Genomic DNA, 17,379 nt, shown 5'->3' with positions numbered 1-17,379 from the left:
GCTGGAACAGTCTCGCTATCTGCACAACCAGTCCACTGAAACCGGCTGCCCGGCAGCCGAGCGGTAGGACCTCAACGCAGATCCTTCACCCGGCGGAGCTTGCCGACCGACCGCTCCAGCGTCTCCGGCTCGACGATCGCCACGTCGACGGTGACGCCGACGCCGTCCTTGACATCCTGTGCGATCGCGCGGGCGGCGGCCTCGCGCCCGTCGGCGGGCGTGCCGGGGCGGGTCTCGACGTGGACGGTCATGTGGTCCATGCGCCCGCGCCGGGTCAGCTGGATCTGGAAGTGCGGGGCGACGCCGGGTGTGCGCAGGACGATCTCCTCGATCTGGCTGGGGAAGACGTTCACCCCGCGCAGGATGATCATGTCGTCGCAGCGGCCCGTGATCTTCTGGATGCGGCGGAAGGCGGGCCGGGCCGTGCCGGGCAGCAGCCGGGTCAGGTCGCGGGTGCGGTAGCGGACGACCGGCAGGGCCTCCTTGGTCAGGGACGTGAAGACCAGTTCGCCCTCCTCGCCGTCGGGCAGCACCTCGCCCGTGAGCGGGTCGACGACCTCGGGGTAGAAGTGGTCCTCCCACACGTGCAGGCCGTCCTTGGTCTCCACGCACTCCTGGGCGACGCCCGGGCCGATGACCTCGGACAGGCCGTATATGTCGACGGCGTGGAGGTCCAGGCGCTCCTCGATCTCGCGGCGCATCTCCTCCGTCCACGGCTCGGCACCGAAGATCCCGACCTTCAGCGAGGTGGAGCGAGGGTCGACGCCCTGACGCTCGAACTCGTCGAGGAGCGTGAGCATGTAGGAGGGGGTGACCATGATGATCTCGGGCTGGAAGTCCTGGATGATCTGCACCTGGCGTGCGGTCATGCCTCCCGAGGCCGGGATCACCAGACAGCCGGCGCGCTCCGCGCCGTAGTGCGCGCCGAGGCCTCCGGTGAACAGCCCGTACCCGTACGCGATGTGCACCTTGTGCCCCGGGCGCCCGCCGGCGGCCCGGATCGAGCGGGCGACCAGGTCCGCCCACATCGACAGGTCGTTCTCCGTGTAGCCGACGACCGTGGGGCGGCCGGTGGTGCCGCTGGAGGCGTGGACCCGGCGGATCCGGTCCATGGGGACGGCGAACATGCCGAACGGGTAGGTGTCGCGCAGATCGGCCTTGGTCGTGAAGGGGAACCGGGAAAGGTCCTCCAGCGAGCGGCAGTCCTCGGGAGTGACCCCGGCGGCGTCGAACTTCTTCCGGTACGCCTCCACATGGTCGTAGGCGTGTCGCAGGCTCCGGCGCAGCCGGTCGAGCTGGAGCTCGCGCAGCTGCTCGCGGGTGAGGCGCTCGGCGTCGTCCAGCAGATCGTGGGGGAGGAGCTCGCCCGTCATCGCGACTCCTTCGGCGTCGTACGCGCGCTCGTGCCCCCGATGCTGCGGCTGCGGCCCCGGAACTCCGCGATCACGTCCTCACCCCGCAGGACGGTCACGTCGTAGAGGCCGCTGCGGCCGTACCGGGTCCGCTCCTCGGCGCGGGCCACGAGGACATCGCCCTCGTACGCCGGAGCCACGAAGGTGATGTCGGCCCCGGCCGCCACGGTCGTCGGGCCATGGCTGTTGCAGGCGCAGGCGAAGGCGCTGTCGGCGAGCAGGAAGACGTAGCCGCCGTGGACGGTGCCGTGGCCGTTCACCATCGCCGGGGTCACGGTCATGCGGAGGACGGCGGTCCCCTCACCGTGCTCCAGCAGCTCCACGCCCAGGCCGCGGGAGGCTTCGTCCGCGGCGAACATCGCCTCCGCGGCCGGCGTCACGTCAGCGGTATGAGTCACTTCTCGCACCACCCTGTAGTTCGATCGCATCATCTTGTGACCCGACCGACCATTCGGTTAGCTTCGGCATTGCCAAGTAATCCAGCCACCTCGGGGCCTGTCAAGAGCCGGCAGGGTCTTACCAAGGCGTGCGGGGTCGTTCTATGATGGACCGAACGAATGGTCGGTTGGGAAGTGGGACGGATGGACACGACACACTCCAGCCCCCCGGGGGCGGACGGCGCCGAGCCGGTTCTCCAGGAGCACTTCGACGCGACGATCGCGCGGGATCAGCGGATCGAGCCGCGTGACTGGATGCCGGAGGGCTACCGGAAGACGCTGGTGCGGCAGATCGCGCAGCACGCGCACTCGGAGATCATCGGCATGCAGCCGGAGGGCGAGTGGATCACGCGCGCCCCGTCGCTGCGCCGCAAGGCCATTCTGTTCGCGAAGGTCCAGGACGAGGCCGGGCACGGGCTGTATCTGTACGCGGCGGCGGAGACGCTGGGCGCCGACCGCGCGGATCTGACCGAGCGGCTGATCGAGGGCCGCCAGAAGTACTCGTCGATCTTCAACTACCCCACGCTGTCCTTCGCGGACGTCGGGGTGATCGGCTGGTTCGTGGACGGGGCGGCGATCTGCAACCAGGTGCCCCTGTGCCGGTCGTCGTACGGGCCGTACGCACGGGCGATGGTGCGGATCTGCAAGGAGGAATCGTTCCATCAGCGGCAGGGCTACGAGCTGTTGATGACCATGATGCGGGGCACCGGGGAACAGCGGCGGATGGTGCAGGACGCGGTGGACCGCTGGTGGTGGCCGTCGCTGATGATGTTCGGCCCGCCGGACGACGCCTCGCCCAACTCGGCGCAGTCGATGGCCTGGAAGATCAAGCGGCACAGCAACGACGAGCTGCGTCAGCGGTTCGTCGACATGACCGTCCCGCAGGCCGAGAAGCTCGGCGTGACGCTGCCCGACCCCGAGCTGCGCTGGAACGAGCAGCGCGGACACCACGACTTCGGCACGCCCGACTGGGACGAGCTGATGCGGGTCATCAAGGGCGACGGCCCGTGCAACGCCCAGCGGATGGAGCGCCGTCGCACGGCTCACGAGGAGGGCGCCTGGGTGCGCGAGGCGGCCACCGCACACGCGGCCAAACAGGCCGCCCGCGCGGAGAAGGGAGCGGTGGCATGACCGACGGGAAGCAGAACTGGCCGCTGTACGAGGTGTTCGTGCGCGGCAAGCGCGGGCTGAACCACGTCCACGTGGGCTCGCTGCACGCCGCCGACGACCGTATGGCGCTCACCCACGCCCGTGACCTGTACACGCGGCGCAACGAGGGCGTGAGCATCTGGGTCGTGCGCTCCGAGCACATCGCCGCCTCGACCCGCGACGAGAAGGACCCCTTCTTCGAGCCCAGCGCCGACAAGGTCTACCGGCACCCGACCTTCTACGACATCCCCGACGACGTCCCGCACATCTGAGGAGAGGGCATGAGCGACGACCACGTCTACATGACCCTCGCCGAGGGACACGAGGACGACACCCGCTGGGCCTACGGCACCGGCTTCGAGGACCCCCTGCACGGCGTGGACGCCGCCGTCCCCGACGGTGTGGACGCCGGGGAACTGGCCGCCCTGTGCGTCACCCTGGCCGACGACGCGCTGGTCTCGGCCCAGCGGCTGGCCGAGTGGACCACCCGGGCGCCCGAGCTGGAGGAGGAGGTGGCGCTGGCCAACATCGGGCTCGACCTGCTCGGCCAGGCCCGCCTGCTCTACTCCCGCGCGGGCCAGGTCGACGGGACCGGGCGCGACGAGGACGCCTACGCCTACTTCCGGGACGCCGGCGAGTTCCGCAACGTACGCCTGGCCGAGCTTCCCAACGGCGACTTCGCGTTCTCGATCGTGCGGCTGCTGGTGTTCGCCGCCTGGCGCCTCGCGCACTTCGAGCGGCTCACCGCCCACCGCGACCCGGTGCTCGCGGCGATCGCCGCCAAGGGTGTGAAGGAGCTGGCCTACCACCGGCAGTACGCGGCCGAGTGGGCGGTGCGGCTGGGCGACGGAACCGACGAGTCCCGCCGCCGGACGCGCCGGGCGCTGGAGCAGGTGGCGCCCTACCTGGGCGAGTTGTTCACGGCGTACGACGTACGGGACGAGGTCGTCGCGGTCCTGCGCCGGGTCACCGAGGCGGCCGGGCTGCCCATGCCCGTCTACCGGCCGCTGCCCGGCTCCGGCCGCACCGGGGAGCACACCGGACATCTCGCCCCGCTGCTGGCCGAGTTGCAGGGCGTGGCCCGCGCCCACCCGGAGGCGACATGGTGACGACGGCCCTGGACGCGCGACGGGCCCGGCGCATCGCCGAGCAGGTGCCCGACCCCGAGCTGCCCATGCTCACGCTGGCCGACCTGGGGGTATTGCGCGAGGTGTCCCTGGAGCCGGACGGGACGGTCGTCGCGAGCCTGACCCCGACCTACTCGGGCTGCCCGGCCATGGCCGAGATGCGCGCCGGCGTGGCCGCCCGGCTCCAGGCCGCCGGCTACCCGCGCGTGGAGATCCGTACCGTCCTCGACCCGCCGTGGACCAGCGACTGGATCACCCCGGACGGCCGGCGCAAGCTCGCCGAGCACGGCATCGCCCCGCCCGGGGCCGCGCCCGCACGCGCCGCCGGACCGGTCCCGCTCGTGCTGTCGCCGACCCGCCGCTCGGTGCCCTGCCCCCGGTGCGGCCACCCCGACACCGAGGAGACCTCCCGCTTCGGCGCCACGTCCTGCAAGGCGCTGTGGCGCTGCCTCGCCTGCCACGAGCCGTTCGAGTACGTCAAGGAGATCTGATGGAGGACCTGATGCAGCCGGCCCCCGCCCCGGCGGCCCGCGCGCGAGCCCGCCGACGTCCGGTCTTCCACCCCCTGCGGGTCGCCGCCGTACAGCCGCTGTGCGAGGACGCGGCGGCCGTCAGTTTCGACATCCCGCCCGAGCTGGCCGAGGAGTTCGCCTTCGCGCCCGGTCAGTCGCTCACCCTGCGGCGCGAGATCGACGGCCGCGACGAGCGCCGCTCCTACTCGATCTGCTCACCCGCCGGCACGGCACCGCGCATCGGCGTCCGGGTCGTACCCGGCGGGCTGTTCTCCTCCTGGCTGGTGCACGAGGTGCGCCCCGGCGACACCGTCGAAGTGATGGCCCCCACCGGCGCCTTCACCCCCGACCTCACCACGCCCGGCCACCACGTCCTGATCGCGGCCGGCTCCGGCATCACGCCCATGGTCTCCATCGCCGAGTCCGTCCTGGCCGCCGACTCCCGCTCGACGGTCACCCTCCTCTACGGCAACCGCCGCACCGGCACGGTGATGTTCGCCGACGAACTGGCCGACCTGAAGGACCTCTACCCGACGCGCTTCCAGCTCGCCCACGTCCTCTCCCGCGAGCCCCGCGAGGCCGAGGTGCTCTCCGGCCGCCTCGACGCAGACCGGCTGTCGGCGCTCGTCGACGCGCTGGTCGACGTGGAGTCCGCCGACCACTGGTGGCTGTGCGGCCCGCACGGCATGGTCCGCGCCGCCCAGCAGGTGCTGGCCGGCCTCGGCGTCCCCGGCGACCGCGTCCACCAGGAGCTGTTCTACGCCGAAGACGAACCCGTACGCGAGGTCCACCACGCCGAGACCGGCCCGTCCGGCCCGGTCAGCCAGGTCACCGTCACCCTCGACGGCCGCTCCACCACCTCCGCCCTGCCCCGCGAGCGGAGCATCCTCGAAGGCGCCCAGCAGACCCGCCCCGACCTGCCGTTCGCCTGCAAGGGCGGGGTCTGCGGCACCTGCCGTGCCCTGGTCACCGACGGCAAGGCCGACATGCGCCGCAACTTCGCCCTCGAACCGGCCGAGGTCGACGCGGGCTACGTCCTCACCTGCCAGTCGTTCCCGGTCTCCGACGCCCTGACGGTGGACTTCGACACCTGAGCCGGCGTCAAGTAGCCCACCGAACCCTCACTCGCCAGACCGCGCCGGGGTCTTGACCGCGGCGCGAGACCACCCACAGACTCCCCTCTGACTGCGCAGTCATACGACGACGCCGATGGTGGAGGGGCCATGTACGGAGGAAGACCGGCCACGGTGCTGGGCAGCTTCATCGGGGCGGCCGCGTTGCTGGCGATACCCATGGCCACCGCGCAGGCCTACAACCCGACGGGCGGCGTCCTGTACCGGCTCGGGGACGAGCCGTGCCTGAAGGGCCGGGGCAACTGCGCCGTCTACCCCAAGTCGGCCCAACTGCCGGGCGGACGCCTGGTCGCGTCGTTCGAGAAGGCCACCGTCGTACCGCGGTCGGGCAGCGCCGACGGGGAGACGCTGCCGGTCTACAAGAGCGACGACCACGGCACGTCCTGGCAGCCGCTGTCGGAGGTCAAGGCTCCGGCGTACCTCTCCCGTGATCCCCGCTACGCGAAGTACACGAGCAACTGGACCAATCCGTACCTCTACGTGCTCCCCCAGACCGTCGGGAAGCTGAAGAAGGGCACGCTCCTGCTCGCGAGCGTCGTGTCGGGCGACGACCAGTACTACAAGGAGCACAAGGCGGCCGATCCCGACTGGACGCCGTCCAACGACGGGGACCGCGAAAACCTGGCGATCGCCCTGTACTCCAGCACGGACGAGGGCAGGTCCTGGAAGGTCGTCAACGTCATCGCGACCGGCGGCTGGCAGGGCGGCAGCGCGGGCGCGATCGGCAGGAACGTCGCGAGCGCGAACACGCACCGGCAGGTGGACCCCCTCTGGGAGCCGTACCTGATGGTCCGCAAGGGCCGACTCGTCTGTTACTACTCCGACGAGAACGACTACCTCGGATTTGATCCCGTCACGGGCGTGCCGACGCCGGACCCCGCGAACGACACCGCCCCGGACTCGCACGGCCAGATCCTCGTGCACAAGACCTGGGACGGACGCGCCGCCCGGTGGAGCGAGCCCGTCGTCGATGTCGCGGGGCTGACCCAGGACATGGACGGCGGCAAGACGGAGATCGGCGGTGGGCGCCCCGGCATGACGAACGTCGTGCGGACCTCGGACGGCAAGTGGCTGCTCACCTACGAGTACTGGGCCGGCGGAGCCAACACCAGGTACGCGCTCGCCGACGACCCGTTGACGTTCTACCGCGCCTCGGCGGGCAACCCCGTCACCTCCCTGCCGGTCGACGCCGGCTCCCGTCCCCTCGCCACCGGCGGCAGCCCGGTCGTCGTCCGGCTCCCCGACGGGCGGCTGGTCTACAACGCCGCCGGCAGCGGCAACGTCTGGGTCAACGACAGCGGACGCAGCGACGGCGTGTGGAAGGAGTACCAGACGACCTCGCGGGCCGGCTACAGCCGCAACCTCCAGTACGTCGCCGGCACCGGCCGCATCGTGATCCTCAACAACCAGGACACGTCGGTGATCGCCCACGCCGAGGTCGACCTCGGCCACTCGGACGGCGCCTACTACCGGCTCGTCAACCGCCGGACCGGACAGGTCGTCGGCACCGGAGGCAAGACCAACGACGCGAACATCGGCAACGGTGACGTCCCCGACGTCCGCCTGGAGGACACCGGCGCGACCGCGGACAAGGACACCCAGTACTGGCACGTGGTGACCCGGCCGCAGGGCGGTACGACCCTGCTGAACAAGTCGGGCGGCCGGGCGGCGGCGATCTGGACCGGGACCGCTTCCGCCGGGCAGCGCATCGGCCAGTGGGTCGACGACAACGCCACCGGCAGCTGGAACGTCATCAGGACCGACGACGGCTCCTACAGGTTCCAGGCGGCGCGGAACCCGGACCTGTACCTGACCGGCGCGTCCCGAGGGGCGCCGCTCACCCTGCAGAACGCGGTCGAGGACGGCTCGCAGGATTGGCGGCTGGTCCGGCAGGTGGGGCCTCGTCCCGAGTGAGGCTCACTCCGCGCGCAGGACGCGCAACGCCGTGAGTGCCACGTGGAGTTCGGTGCGCCGCTCACCGGATTCCAGGTCGGTGTCGAGGAGGCGTTCGATGGTGCGCAGACGCTGGTACATGGTCTCCCTGGACAGTCCGCCGCGGCGGGCCGCGGTGGTCTTGTTGCCGGCGGCGTCGAGGTAGTTCCCCAGCGTCGTCAGCAGATCCGTGCCGTGCCGGGTGTCGTGGTCGATGAGCCGGCCGAGCCGCCGTTCGGTGTAGTCCTGGACACGGGTGTCCTCGCGCAGGGCGTACAGCAGGCGGCGCAGGTCGATGTCCGGCAGCTCGTGGAAGGAGCGGTCCGCGGGGAGGGGCTGGCCGGGCGGGGTGGCCTCGGTGACCCGGGCCGCCTCCCGGAAGGAGCGTGCGGCGTCGGCGAGTTCTTCCACCTCCGAGCCGGCGCTCACGATCGCCTCCGGGACCAGGCTCAGCGCGGTGCGGCTCAGGCGTTCGGCCACGGGGCGCCACGGCTGAGAAGGGCGCAGGGCCAGCAGCACGCCGAGGCGGCCGGGGGAGAGCTCTCCGACCAGCGCCGGGACCCCCGCCGATCGGAGCTCCCCGTGCAGCCGGCTCTCGGGCTCGCTCCGCCCGGCACCGGTGCCCAGGTCGACGAGGATCGCCAGGAAGCGGCTGTCCCGGGTGGGCAGGCCGAGCGCGGCGCACCGGGCGCGGGCGTCCTCGGGGGAGTGGTGGCGCTGTTCCGCCAGCTCCCGCAGGGCGTTGCGGTGGGCCGTGTGCTCCCAGGGCGTGGCGTGGATGAGCCGGGCGACGGTCAGGGCCATCGCCGTTCTCTCCAGGACGGTGACGTGCTCCGGCCCGAAGCCCGGCCCCTCGCCGGCGGACGGCAGCATGGCCAGGCGGCCCCAGCGTTCGCCCTGGTAGGAGACCGGCGCGGTGAGCCAGCCCTCCGGGCCGCCCACCTCCGTGTGGTCGCCGGGCGCGGTGGCCCGGGAGCGCTGCTCCCAGCCGGTGAGCGCCTCTCCCACGGTGCTCCCCGACGGCTCGCAGATCAGTGCCTGATGCACCAGGTTCTCCAGGACGACCGTCCGGCCGCTCATCTCCGCCGCCGCGCGCACCACGTCCTCCGGGCCCGCGCCGCGCAAGGTCAGGGCCGTGAACGCCTCGTGGACGCGCTGCGTCCGGCGCATCGCGTCGGCCTGGTTGCCGAGGATGAGGGCGTGGACGACCTGGGTGACCTCCAGGAAGTTGACGTCCCGGGCCAGGGTCACCAGGGGCAGCCCCCGGGCCCGGCAGGCCTGGACGAGGGCCTCGGGCGGACGGTGGTAGCGCCGTACCAGCTCGATGACCAGCGCCGCCGCTCCCACCTCCGTGAGTTCGTCGACGTACCGGCGGACCCCCGCGGCGTCCTCGGGCAGCGGCATGCCCGTGGTCAGGACCAGCTCGCCGCCCTTGAGGAAGGAGGCCGGGTCCGTCAGCTCGGTGATGTGCACCCAGCGCACCGGCCGGTCCAGCTGGGCCAGCCCGGTGACGACCTGGGGCTGTCCGGCGGCCAGGACGGGCAGGGCCAGGACGTCGGCGACGGTCGGCGCGCGACCGGCCGGGGCCGTCGGGTGGGTCTCGTTCACGGTGTCTCCCTGCTCGCCCGGTCACTCTGACAAGCGGCACTGACCTGCGCAAGAGCTGCCCACGGGAGGGACGGGAGGTACCCGGGGGGTCCGGCGGTTGACACAACGTCCGAACAACGCGTTCCGGCTGGACAGATCACGCGTTGTCGCCCTTCGCGGCGGCTTGGATGCTCGGATACCGGAGCTGAGCAACCCATCAGACCTCGACGTACGGCCGGGAGACGAAATGACCGCACTGTCGCCGCACCTTCGCCAGGCCACGCCCGTGGTGGCGGCCCGGGGCGAAGGCGTCCACCTCTACGGTGAGGACGGCCGCCGCTACCTCGACTTCACCGCCGGCATCGGCGTCACCAGCACCGGGCACTGCCACCCCAAGGTCGTGGCGGCGGCACAGGAGCAGGTGGGCACGCTGATCCACGGCCAGTACACGACCGTCATGCACCAGCCGCTGCGCCGCCTCGTCGACAAGCTGGGCGAGGTGCTGCCGGCCGGTCTGGACAGCCTGTTCTTCACCAACTCCGGCAGCGAGGCCGTCGAGGCGGCACTGCGGCTGGCCCGCCAGGCCACCGGCCGGCCCAACGTCATCGTCTGTCACGGCGGTTTCCACGGCCGTACGGTCGCCGCCGCCTCCATGACCACCTCCGGGACCCGCTTCCGGTCCGGTTTCTCCCCGCTGATGAGCGGTGTGGTCGTCACCCCGTTCCCGACGGCCTTCCGCTACGGCTGGGACGAGGAGACCGCCACCCGCTTCGCGCTGAAGGAGCTCGACTACACGCTTCAGACGATCTCGTCGCCCGCCGACACGGCCGCGATCATCGTCGAGCCGGTGCTGGGCGAGGGCGGGTACGTGCCCGCGAACAGCGCCTTCATGGAGGGGCTGCGGGAGCGGGCCGACCGGCACGGCTTCCTGCTGATCCTCGACGAGGTGCAGACCGGCGTCGGCCGCACCGGGCGCTTCTGGGGCCACGACCACTTCGGCGTCACCCCGGACATCCTCGTCACCGCCAAGGGTCTGGCCAGCGGCTTCCCCCTCTCCGGCATCGCCGCCTCCGAGGAACTGATGACCAAGGCCTGGCCCGGCTCGCAGGGCGGCACGTACGGCGCCAACGCCGTCGCCTGCGCAGCGGCCTGCGCGACCCTCGACGTCGTCCGCGACGAGAAGCTCGTCGAGAACGCCGAGGCGATGGGCAAGCGGCTGCGCCACGGCCTGGAGGCGGTGGCCGACCGGACCCCGGGCATCGGCGACGTCCGCGGCCTCGGCCTCATGCTCGCCACCGAGTTCGTCACCGAGGACGGCGGCCCCGATCCCGAGACCGCCGCCCGTGTGCAGCGCGCGGCCATCGACGAGGGCCTGCTCCTGCTGCTGTGCGGCGCGTGGAACCAGGTCGTCCGCATGATCCCCGCCCTCGTGATCGACGAGGCGGGCGTGGACGAGGGCCTCCAGGCCTGGGCGAACGCCGTCGCGGCCGGCACCTCGGGAGCGGCGGGCCGATGACCACCACCACCCGCGACCTGGCGGGTCTGGCGGCCCGCATCGCCGAGATCGCGCCCGGCCTGCGGGTGGAGACCGGCCCGGGGGCGACGGGCCCCTACGCCTACGACGCCTCCAACTACCGTGTGCCGCCCCGGGCCGTGGCCTTCCCGCGCACCGCCGACGACGTGGTCGCGGTGCTGCGGGCCTGCCGGGAGGCGGGCGTGCCGGTCACGGCCCGGGGCGGTGGCACCAGCATGGCCGGCAACGCGGTCGGGCTCGGAGTCGTCCTGGACTTCTCCCGGTACATGAACCGGATCCTGGACATCGACGAGGAGGCGCGTACCGCGCGGGTCGAGGCCGGTGTCGTCCTCGACGCACTGCGCGGCGCGACCGCCCTGCACGGGCTCGACTTCGGGCCGGATCCGTCCTCGCACAGCCGCTGCACCCTCGGCGGCATGATCGGCAACGACGCGTGCGGCAACCGGTCCGTGCGCGACGGGCGGACCAGCGGCCACGTCGAGGCCCTGGAGATCGTGACGGCCGACGGCGTGCGGGCCGTCGCCGACCACTCCGGGCTGCGTGCCGCGGAGCCGGGCGACGCGGAGGCCGTACGGCGCGTCGCCCGGCTCGAATCCGACCTCAGGCGGCTGGTCGAGGACAACCTGGCACTGATCCGCACCGAGCTGGGCCGGATCCCGCGTCAGGTCTCCGGCTACCAGCTGCAGCACCTGCTGCCCGAGAACGGCTTCGACCTGGCCCGCGCCCTCGTGGGCACCGAAGGCACCTGTGCGGTCGTCACCGCCGCGACGGTCCGCCTGGTGGCGACCGCACAGGCATCAGCGCTGCTGACCCTCGGCTACGCCGACGTCGTCGATGCCGCCGAGGACGTGCCGGAGATCCTGCACTGGTCGCCCAGCGCGGTGGAGGGCATGGACGAGGCGATCGTCGCCACCATGCGTGCCCGCCGCGGCCCGGACTCCGTCACCGGCCTGCCCGAGGGGCGGGCCTGGCTGTACGTCGAGCTCGAAGGCGACGACCAGGACGCGGTGAACGCCCGCGCCGCTGAGCTCCTCGACGCTCTCAAGGCCCGGGGGCGGATGACCGGCGGCCGGGTCGTCGAGACCCCGGCCGAGCGGCGCTCACTGTGGCGGGTGCGTGAGGACGGGGCGGGGCTGGCCGCCCGGCTCGTGGACGGCGGAGAGTCCTGGCCCGGCTGGGAGGACGCGGCCGTCGCGCCCGAGAACCTCGCCGCCTACCTGCGCGGCTTCCGCAAACTGCTGACCACCCATGACCTGACCGGCGTGCTCTACGGGCACTTCGGCGCGGGATGCGTGCACGTGCGGATCGACTTCGACCCGGCCACCGAGGCCGGCCGGACGGTCCTGCGCCGGTTCCTGACCGAGGCGGCCGCGCTGGTCGTCGAGCACGGCGGCACGTTGTCGGGTGAGCACGGTGACGGGCGGGCCCGCAGCGAACTGCTGGAGGTCATGTACAGCCACCGCATGATCGCCGCGTTCGCCGCGTTCAAGCAGATCTTCGACCCCGACGGGCTGCTCAACCCCGGTGTCATCGTCGACCCGGCCCCGCTCGACGCCGACCTCGCCCTGCGCGAACTCCCGCTCGTGGACGCGACGTTCACCTTCCCGCACGACGAGGACGGTTTCGCGGGCGCCGTACGCCGCTGCGTCGGTGTGGGCCGCTGCCGCAGTGACGCGGGCGGTGTGATGTGCCCGAGCTACCGGGCCACCGGCGAGGAGAACGCCTCCACCCGCGGCCGGGCCCGGCTGCTCCAGGAGATGGTGCGCGGCGAGGCCGTCCAGGACGGCTGGCGCTCGACCGAGGTGCGCGACGCCCTCGACCTGTGCCTGTCCTGCAAGGCCTGCTCCAGCGACTGCCCGGTCGGTGTCGACATGGCGACGTACAAGGCGGAGTTCCTCCACCAGCACTACAAGGGCCGCCTGCGCCCGCGCTCCCACTATTCGCTCGGCTGGCTGCCCCGGACCTCCGCCCTCGCCGGATACGCGGCCTGTCCGATCAACGCACTGCTGCGTGGGCCGGTCGGCAAGCTCCTCGCCCGTCTCGGAGGCGTGACCACCAAGCGCCGGATCCCCGCCTTCGCCTCCCGGCGCGCCCTGCGCAGGACCCTGCGCGCGGCCAAGGCGCCAGGGCCCGCCAAGGCCGTGCTCTTCGTGGACAGCTTCACCCGCGCCTTCCGCCCCGAGGTCGCGGGAGCCGCGAGCCGTGTGCTGGCCGACGCCGGTATCCCCAGCGCGCCGCGGGACGGACTGTGCTGCGGGCTGACCTGGGTCAGCACCGGACAGCTGAACGTCGCCCGCAAGATCATGGCCCGCACGGTCGCCGCGCTCGACGACGGTGACGACAGGCCGATCATCGTGGCCGAGCCGAGCTGTGCGGCCGCGTTGAAACGTGACGTCCCCGAACTGCTCGGCACCGAGGCCGCCCAGCGCGTGGCGAGCCGCGTCCAGACCTTCACCGGGGCCCTCACCGATCTCGCCGACCCGGACTGGAGCCCGCCGCCGCTGCCCGAGAACGTCGTCCTCCAGACCCACTGCCACGAGTACGCCACCTTCAAGGGCAGGCGTCCCGCCGACCTGCTGCGTCGGCTCGGCGTACGCGGCGTCGACGAGGCCGAGGGCTGCTGCGGACTCGCCGGGAACTTCGGCTTCGAGGCTGAGCACTACGAAACCTCCATGGCCGTCGCCGATCTCGCCCTCACACCCCGCATCGACCACCTCGACGGACGCACCGTCGTGGCCGACGGCTTCAGCTGCGCCACCCAGATCGACCACCTCGCCGACGGCCGGGACATCCGCGCCCTGCACCTCGCGGAACTCCTCGACCCCGCCGCCGATCAAACAGGAGAGACATCATGACCGACGTACTGAACCAGTTGTTCATCGGCGGTGCCTGGGTGGACGCCGCGGACGGCGCCACCATGCCCGTCGACGACCCCGCGACCGGCGAGATCCTCTGCCACGTCGCCGACGCCGGTCCGAAGGACGCCAAGCTCGCTGAGGAAGCGGCCGTTCAGGCCCAGCATGACTGGGCACGCACCGCGCCCCGTGCCCGCAGCGAGATCCTGCGCCGCGCCTACGAGCTCATCCTCGAGCGCACGGACGAACTCGCCCACCTGATGACGTCCGAGATGGGCAAGCCGCTCGCCGAGGCCAGGGGAGAGGTGGCGTACGCCGCCGAGTTCTTCCGCTGGTTCTCCGAGGAAGCCGTACGCATCGACGGCGGATGCGGCACGCTGCCCGACGGGCGCAACCGCATGCTGCTCTCCCGCCGCCCGGTCGGGCCCTGCCTGCTGATCACGCCCTGGAACTTCCCGCTGGCCATGGGCACCCGCAAGATCGGCCCGGCGATCGCGGCGGGCTGCACGATGATCCTCAAGCCCGCCCCGCAGACCCCGCTGTCCAGCCTCGCGCTGGCCGGCATCCTCAAGGAGGCCGGGCTGCCGGACGGTGTGCTGAACGTCGTCACCACCTCCCGCGCCGGAGAGGTCTGCGAACCCCTCCTGCGCGGCGGCCGGATCCGCAAGCTGTCCTTCACCGGCTCCACGGGCGTCGGCCGCATCCTGCTCGCCCAGTGCGCCGACACCGTCGTACGGACGTCGATGGAGCTGGGCGGCAACGCCCCGTTCATCGTCTTCGACGACGCCGACCTGGACGTGGCCGTGGACGCCGCGATGGTCGCCAAGATGCGCAACATGGGCGAGGCCTGCACGGCTGCGAACCGCTTCTTCGTCCATCGGTCGGTTGCCGACGAGTTCGCCCGGCGGCTCGCCGAGCGGATGGGCGCGCTCGTCGTGGGACCCGGTACCCGCGACGGAGTCGATGTCGGCCCGCTGATCGACAGGACCGGACGCGGCAAGGTCGAGGAACTCGTCGCCGACGCGGTGGAGCGCGGCGCCCAGGTGCTGGTCGGCGGCCGTACGCCGGAGGGGCCGGGCTGCTTCTACCCGCCGACCGTGCTCACGGATGTATCCCCCGAGAGCCGCCTGATGGACACGGAGATCTTCGGCCCCGTGGCCGCGATCCTCACCTTCGACGACGAGGACGAGGTCCTGCGCCGGGCCAACGACACGCCCTGGGGTCTGGTCGGTTACGTCTTCACCCAGGGTCTGGACCGCGGGCTGCGTGTCAGCGAGGGTCTGGAGGTGGGCATGGTGGGCCTGAACACCGGCCTCGTCTCCAACCCGGCCGCGCCGTTCGGCGGTGTCAAGCAGTCCGGGCTCGGCCGTGAGGGCGGCCGGGTCGGCATCGAGGAGTTCCTGGAGTACCAGTACGTCGCGGTGCCCGTGCGATGACGGCGTTTCCGCCCTGAGCCATGCCCCATGGCCCACCGCGGAAGGCCCCCACGTACCCGGCCCACGGCCGACACGCCCGGCGCACCGGCCCCATGACATCGGAGAAAGCACCATGGCGAGTCCCACCCCGGGCCAGGACGACTTCTGGGAGTACGTCCGCGCGGCCTACCCGGAGCAGCAGCCCCTGCTCAACCTGAACAACGCGGCGGTCAGCCCGCCGCCCCTGGTCGTCGAGCAGGCGACGATCGACGCCTACCGGCTGGTCAACCGGAACCCCGACCGCAACATGTGGAGCAACCTCGACCTCGCGCTCCCCGAGGCCAAGGCGGAACTCGCCGGGCTGATCGACTGCGACCCCGGCGAGATCGCGCTGAACCGGAACTCCACCGAGGGCCTGTGCACGGCGATCTTCGGTATCCCGCTGGTCGCCGGCGACCAGGTCGTGGTCTCGCACTGGGACTACCCGAGCGTGCGCGCCGCCTGGTTCCAGCGGCAGGAACGCGAGGGCATCGAGGTCGTCACCGCCGACTACGACCTCATGGACAGCGACGACGAGATCTTCGAGGCGTACGCGGCGGTCCTGACACCGCGCACCCGTGTCCTGCAGATCACCCACATGTCCCACTGGACGGGACGGGTCGTGCCGGCGAAGCGGCTGTGCCGGCTGGCGAAGGACAACGGGACGCTCACCGTGGTGGACGGCGCCCAGACCTTCGCGCAGCTGCCGGTTAGCTTCCGTGACCTGGACTGCGACTTCTTCGTCACCAGTCTGCACAAGTGGCTGGGCGCCCCGGTCGGCAACGGCATGCTGGTCGTCAGGGAGGGAGTCATCGACCGTACCTGGCCCCTGCTGGCCCCCTTCGATCCGCCGCCACTGCGCGTCGACAAGTTCGACCACTGGAACCTCGGCACGTACAACTCGGCCCTGCAGGCCGGCATCCTGCCGGCGGCGCGCTTCCACCGGGAGATCGGGGTCCGGGCCGTCCACGCGCGCGTACGGGAGCTGACGCGGTACTGGGCGGAGCGTGCCGCCGCGATCCCCGGGTTCAGGCTGCACACGCCGTTGGACACGGAGACCCTGGGCGCGGTGAGCCTCTTCTCCGTCGACGGCCTGGACTCCAGAGCAGTGGAACAGGAGCTCCGGGACGCGCACCGGGTGCATGTGAAGTACCGGGAGGTACGCCACCTGAGAGGCCTGCGCGTGTCGCCCCACGTCTACATGCGCGAGAGCGAGCTCGACCGCTTCGTGGACGCTCTCGCGGAAGTGGTGGACAAGCAGAGGGCGGGCCGCCCCTGACGCGAGAACGCGGCGCCCCCTGCCGGCCGTCGGCAGCAGGGGCGCCGTCATGCGCGCCGGGCTGTCACGCGCCCAGTCGGCGATCGCTGATGCCGGACGCCGTGTCGGCGACCAGGCGGCCCCACTGGGGCAGCCGGTCGGCGTCGTAGCGGGAGTCGGGCATGGAGACGGCCACGGAGGCGAGCGGTGTGCCGTCCTCGTCGAGGACGGGTGCGGCGATCGCGCAGACATCGGGGCGGTACTGGTTGCGGTTGACGGCGTAGCCGTCCTTGCGCACCCGCTGCAGCTCGGCGCGCAGCTCGGCCGGGTCGACCGTCGTCGCGTCGCTGTAGCGCTCCAGCCTCTGGGCGACCAGCTCGTCCACGTCGGCCGGCGGCAGATGGGCCAGGATCGCGCGCCCGGTGGCGGTGGCGTGCAGAGGAGAGGTGTCGCCGATCGCGTAGTACGTCCGCACCGCGTGAGCGCAGTCCACCCGGTCGACGACGACCATGCACTGCAAGGCGTCCGGCACCGACAGGTGGATCGTCTCGTTCAGCGCGTCCCGCAGCCGGATCATGGGCTCCCTCGCCGCCGCGAACAGACTGGAACCCTGAAGCGCCGCCGGACGTACGGCGAGCACCCGGGCGCCGATCTCCCAGCGGGTGGTGTCCTGGCGGTTCGCCCGCAGCCATCCCGCCTCGTTCAGGCTGACCAACGTGCGCTGCACCGTCGACTTGGGCAGACCGAAGAGCTTCGTCAACTCGCCCACCGTCACGGGCTGGTGGTGGGCGACCGCCTCCAGGATGCGCAGCGACCTGGTCACGCTCTTCATTTCCATCGAGGCCCCGTCAGTCTTCGTTCGTCGGTCTCAACCTCTTGACTCCCTCTCGGGGTCGCAGGCACGGTCGTGCCGTATTTAAGCATGGCGTTCCACATTACGGCACGCACGCGGATCCCTGCGGTGGCACCTGGCCCTGCCCCCGGCCGGC

The 17,379-nt window shown here is 71.9% G+C and carries 14 protein-coding genes; 10 read left to right on the top strand and 4 right to left on the bottom strand.

Features of this window, described 5'->3' with window-relative positions; genetic code table 11:
* Positions 1–71: 71 nt before the first annotated feature.
* Together paaK and paaI are read right to left on the bottom strand one after the other, a co-directional pair.
* On the bottom strand, positions 72–1,373 hold the full coding sequence (paaK, locus tag CCL05_RS39850; protein WP_086565488.1) for a phenylacetate--CoA ligase PaaK: 1,302 nt from the start codon (positions 1,371–1,373) through the stop codon (positions 72–74).
* On the bottom strand, positions 1,370–1,840 hold the full coding sequence (paaI, locus tag CCL05_RS39845) for a hydroxyphenylacetyl-CoA thioesterase PaaI (protein ID WP_425275980.1): 471 nt from the start codon (positions 1,838–1,840) through the stop codon (positions 1,370–1,372). The genes paaK and paaI overlap by 4 nt, the downstream gene beginning before the upstream one ends.
* A gap of 153 nt (positions 1,841–1,993) precedes the next feature.
* Here paaI and paaA point away from each other — a divergent pair, with 153 nt between their 5' ends.
* The 6 genes from paaA (at position 1,994) to CCL05_RS39815 (ending at position 7,684) form a co-directional block, all read left to right on the top strand.
* Positions 1,994–2,980, top strand: a complete 987-nt coding sequence (gene paaA, locus CCL05_RS39840; RefSeq protein WP_086565486.1) for a 1,2-phenylacetyl-CoA epoxidase subunit PaaA — start codon at positions 1,994–1,996, stop codon at positions 2,978–2,980.
* On the top strand, positions 2,977–3,270 hold the full coding sequence (paaB, locus tag CCL05_RS39835) for a 1,2-phenylacetyl-CoA epoxidase subunit PaaB (protein WP_020274713.1): 294 nt from the start codon (positions 2,977–2,979) through the stop codon (positions 3,268–3,270). Before paaA ends, paaB begins: the two co-directional genes overlap by 4 nt.
* A gap of 9 nt (positions 3,271–3,279) precedes the next feature.
* Positions 3,280–4,107: a 1,2-phenylacetyl-CoA epoxidase subunit PaaC gene (paaC, locus tag CCL05_RS39830; RefSeq protein WP_086565485.1), complete on the top strand. Its 828-nt coding sequence runs from the start codon at positions 3,280–3,282 to the stop codon at positions 4,105–4,107.
* Positions 4,101–4,616 (top strand): 1,2-phenylacetyl-CoA epoxidase subunit PaaD, encoded by a 516-nt coding sequence (paaD, locus tag CCL05_RS39825; protein ID WP_086565484.1) that lies wholly within the window; start codon positions 4,101–4,103, stop codon positions 4,614–4,616. The genes paaC and paaD overlap by 7 nt, the downstream gene beginning before the upstream one ends.
* Positions 4,616–5,731, top strand: a complete 1,116-nt coding sequence (paaE, locus tag CCL05_RS39820; RefSeq protein WP_244204558.1) for a 1,2-phenylacetyl-CoA epoxidase subunit PaaE — start codon at positions 4,616–4,618, stop codon at positions 5,729–5,731. Before paaD ends, paaE begins: the two co-directional genes overlap by 1 nt.
* 198 nt (positions 5,732–5,929) lie before the next feature.
* Entirely contained in the window at positions 5,930–7,684 is a 1,755-nt protein-coding gene (locus CCL05_RS39815) for an RICIN domain-containing protein (RefSeq protein ID WP_107400579.1), read from the top strand.
* 3 nt (positions 7,685–7,687) lie between these two features.
* Here CCL05_RS39815 and CCL05_RS39810 read toward each other — a convergent pair whose 3' ends face one another.
* The gene (locus CCL05_RS39810; RefSeq protein ID WP_086565482.1) at positions 7,688–9,310 is read right to left on the bottom strand and encodes a PucR family transcriptional regulator; all 1,623 of its coding nucleotides are present in this window, start codon (positions 9,308–9,310) and stop codon (positions 7,688–7,690) included.
* A 226-nt stretch (positions 9,311–9,536) separates the two neighbouring features.
* On the opposite strand from CCL05_RS39810, the gene CCL05_RS39805 reads away from it, so the two are divergent.
* From CCL05_RS39805 to CCL05_RS39790, 4 genes are all read left to right on the top strand, one after another.
* Positions 9,537–10,805: an aspartate aminotransferase family protein gene (locus CCL05_RS39805; protein WP_086565481.1), complete on the top strand. Its 1,269-nt coding sequence runs from the start codon at positions 9,537–9,539 to the stop codon at positions 10,803–10,805.
* A complete protein-coding gene (locus tag CCL05_RS39800) occupies positions 10,802–13,678 on the top strand; it encodes an FAD-binding and (Fe-S)-binding domain-containing protein (RefSeq protein WP_086565480.1) in 2,877 nt (958 codons plus the stop codon). Before CCL05_RS39805 ends, CCL05_RS39800 begins: the two co-directional genes overlap by 4 nt.
* The gene (locus tag CCL05_RS39795) at positions 13,675–15,114 is read left to right on the top strand and encodes an NAD-dependent succinate-semialdehyde dehydrogenase (RefSeq protein WP_086565479.1); all 1,440 of its coding nucleotides are present in this window, start codon (positions 13,675–13,677) and stop codon (positions 15,112–15,114) included. Before CCL05_RS39800 ends, CCL05_RS39795 begins: the two co-directional genes overlap by 4 nt.
* 112 nt (positions 15,115–15,226) lie before the next feature.
* Complete coding sequence (locus tag CCL05_RS39790; protein WP_086565478.1) at positions 15,227–16,411, top strand: aminotransferase class V-fold PLP-dependent enzyme; 1,185 nt, start codon at positions 15,227–15,229, stop codon at positions 16,409–16,411.
* Positions 16,412–16,475: 64 nt separating this feature from the next.
* Here the strand turns inward: CCL05_RS39790 and CCL05_RS39785 are convergent, their stop codons facing one another.
* A complete protein-coding gene (locus CCL05_RS39785) occupies positions 16,476–17,222 on the bottom strand; it encodes an IclR family transcriptional regulator (RefSeq protein ID WP_086565477.1) in 747 nt (248 codons plus the stop codon).
* Between the last annotated feature and the right edge of the window lie 157 nt (positions 17,223–17,379).

The sequence above is a fragment of the Streptomyces africanus genome (assembly GCF_002150735.1).
GTDB classification, from domain to species: domain Bacteria; phylum Actinomycetota; class Actinomycetes; order Streptomycetales; family Streptomycetaceae; genus Streptomyces; species Streptomyces africanus.
Note: the sequence above shows the minus strand (reverse complement) of the source record. Positions and strands in the feature narration are given on the sequence as shown.

Coding starts and splice junctions, on each gene's coding strand:
- paaD (WP_086565484.1), top strand. CDS start 4,101: ATGGTGACGACGGCCCTGGACGCGCGACGGGCCCGGCGCATCGCCGAG.
- paaB (WP_020274713.1), top strand. CDS start 2,977: ATGACCGACGGGAAGCAGAACTGGCCGCTGTACGAGGTGTTCGTGCGC.
- CCL05_RS39800 (WP_086565480.1), top strand. CDS start 10,802: ATGACCACCACCACCCGCGACCTGGCGGGTCTGGCGGCCCGCATCGCC.
- paaI (WP_425275980.1), bottom strand. CDS start 1,840: ATGCGATCGAACTACAGGGTGGTGCGAGAAGTGACTCATACCGCTGAC.
- CCL05_RS39815 (WP_107400579.1), top strand. CDS start 5,930: ATGGCCACCGCGCAGGCCTACAACCCGACGGGCGGCGTCCTGTACCGG.
- CCL05_RS39795 (WP_086565479.1), top strand. CDS start 13,675: ATGACCGACGTACTGAACCAGTTGTTCATCGGCGGTGCCTGGGTGGAC.
- paaK (WP_086565488.1), bottom strand. CDS start 1,373: ATGACGGGCGAGCTCCTCCCCCACGATCTGCTGGACGACGCCGAGCGC.
- CCL05_RS39790 (WP_086565478.1), top strand. CDS start 15,227: ATGGCGAGTCCCACCCCGGGCCAGGACGACTTCTGGGAGTACGTCCGC.
- paaA (WP_086565486.1), top strand. CDS start 1,994: ATGGACACGACACACTCCAGCCCCCCGGGGGCGGACGGCGCCGAGCCG.
- CCL05_RS39785 (WP_086565477.1), bottom strand. CDS start 17,222: ATGAAGAGCGTGACCAGGTCGCTGCGCATCCTGGAGGCGGTCGCCCAC.
- paaE (WP_244204558.1), top strand. CDS start 4,616: ATGGAGGACCTGATGCAGCCGGCCCCCGCCCCGGCGGCCCGCGCGCGA.
- paaC (WP_086565485.1), top strand. CDS start 3,280: ATGAGCGACGACCACGTCTACATGACCCTCGCCGAGGGACACGAGGAC.
- CCL05_RS39805 (WP_086565481.1), top strand. CDS start 9,537: ATGACCGCACTGTCGCCGCACCTTCGCCAGGCCACGCCCGTGGTGGCG.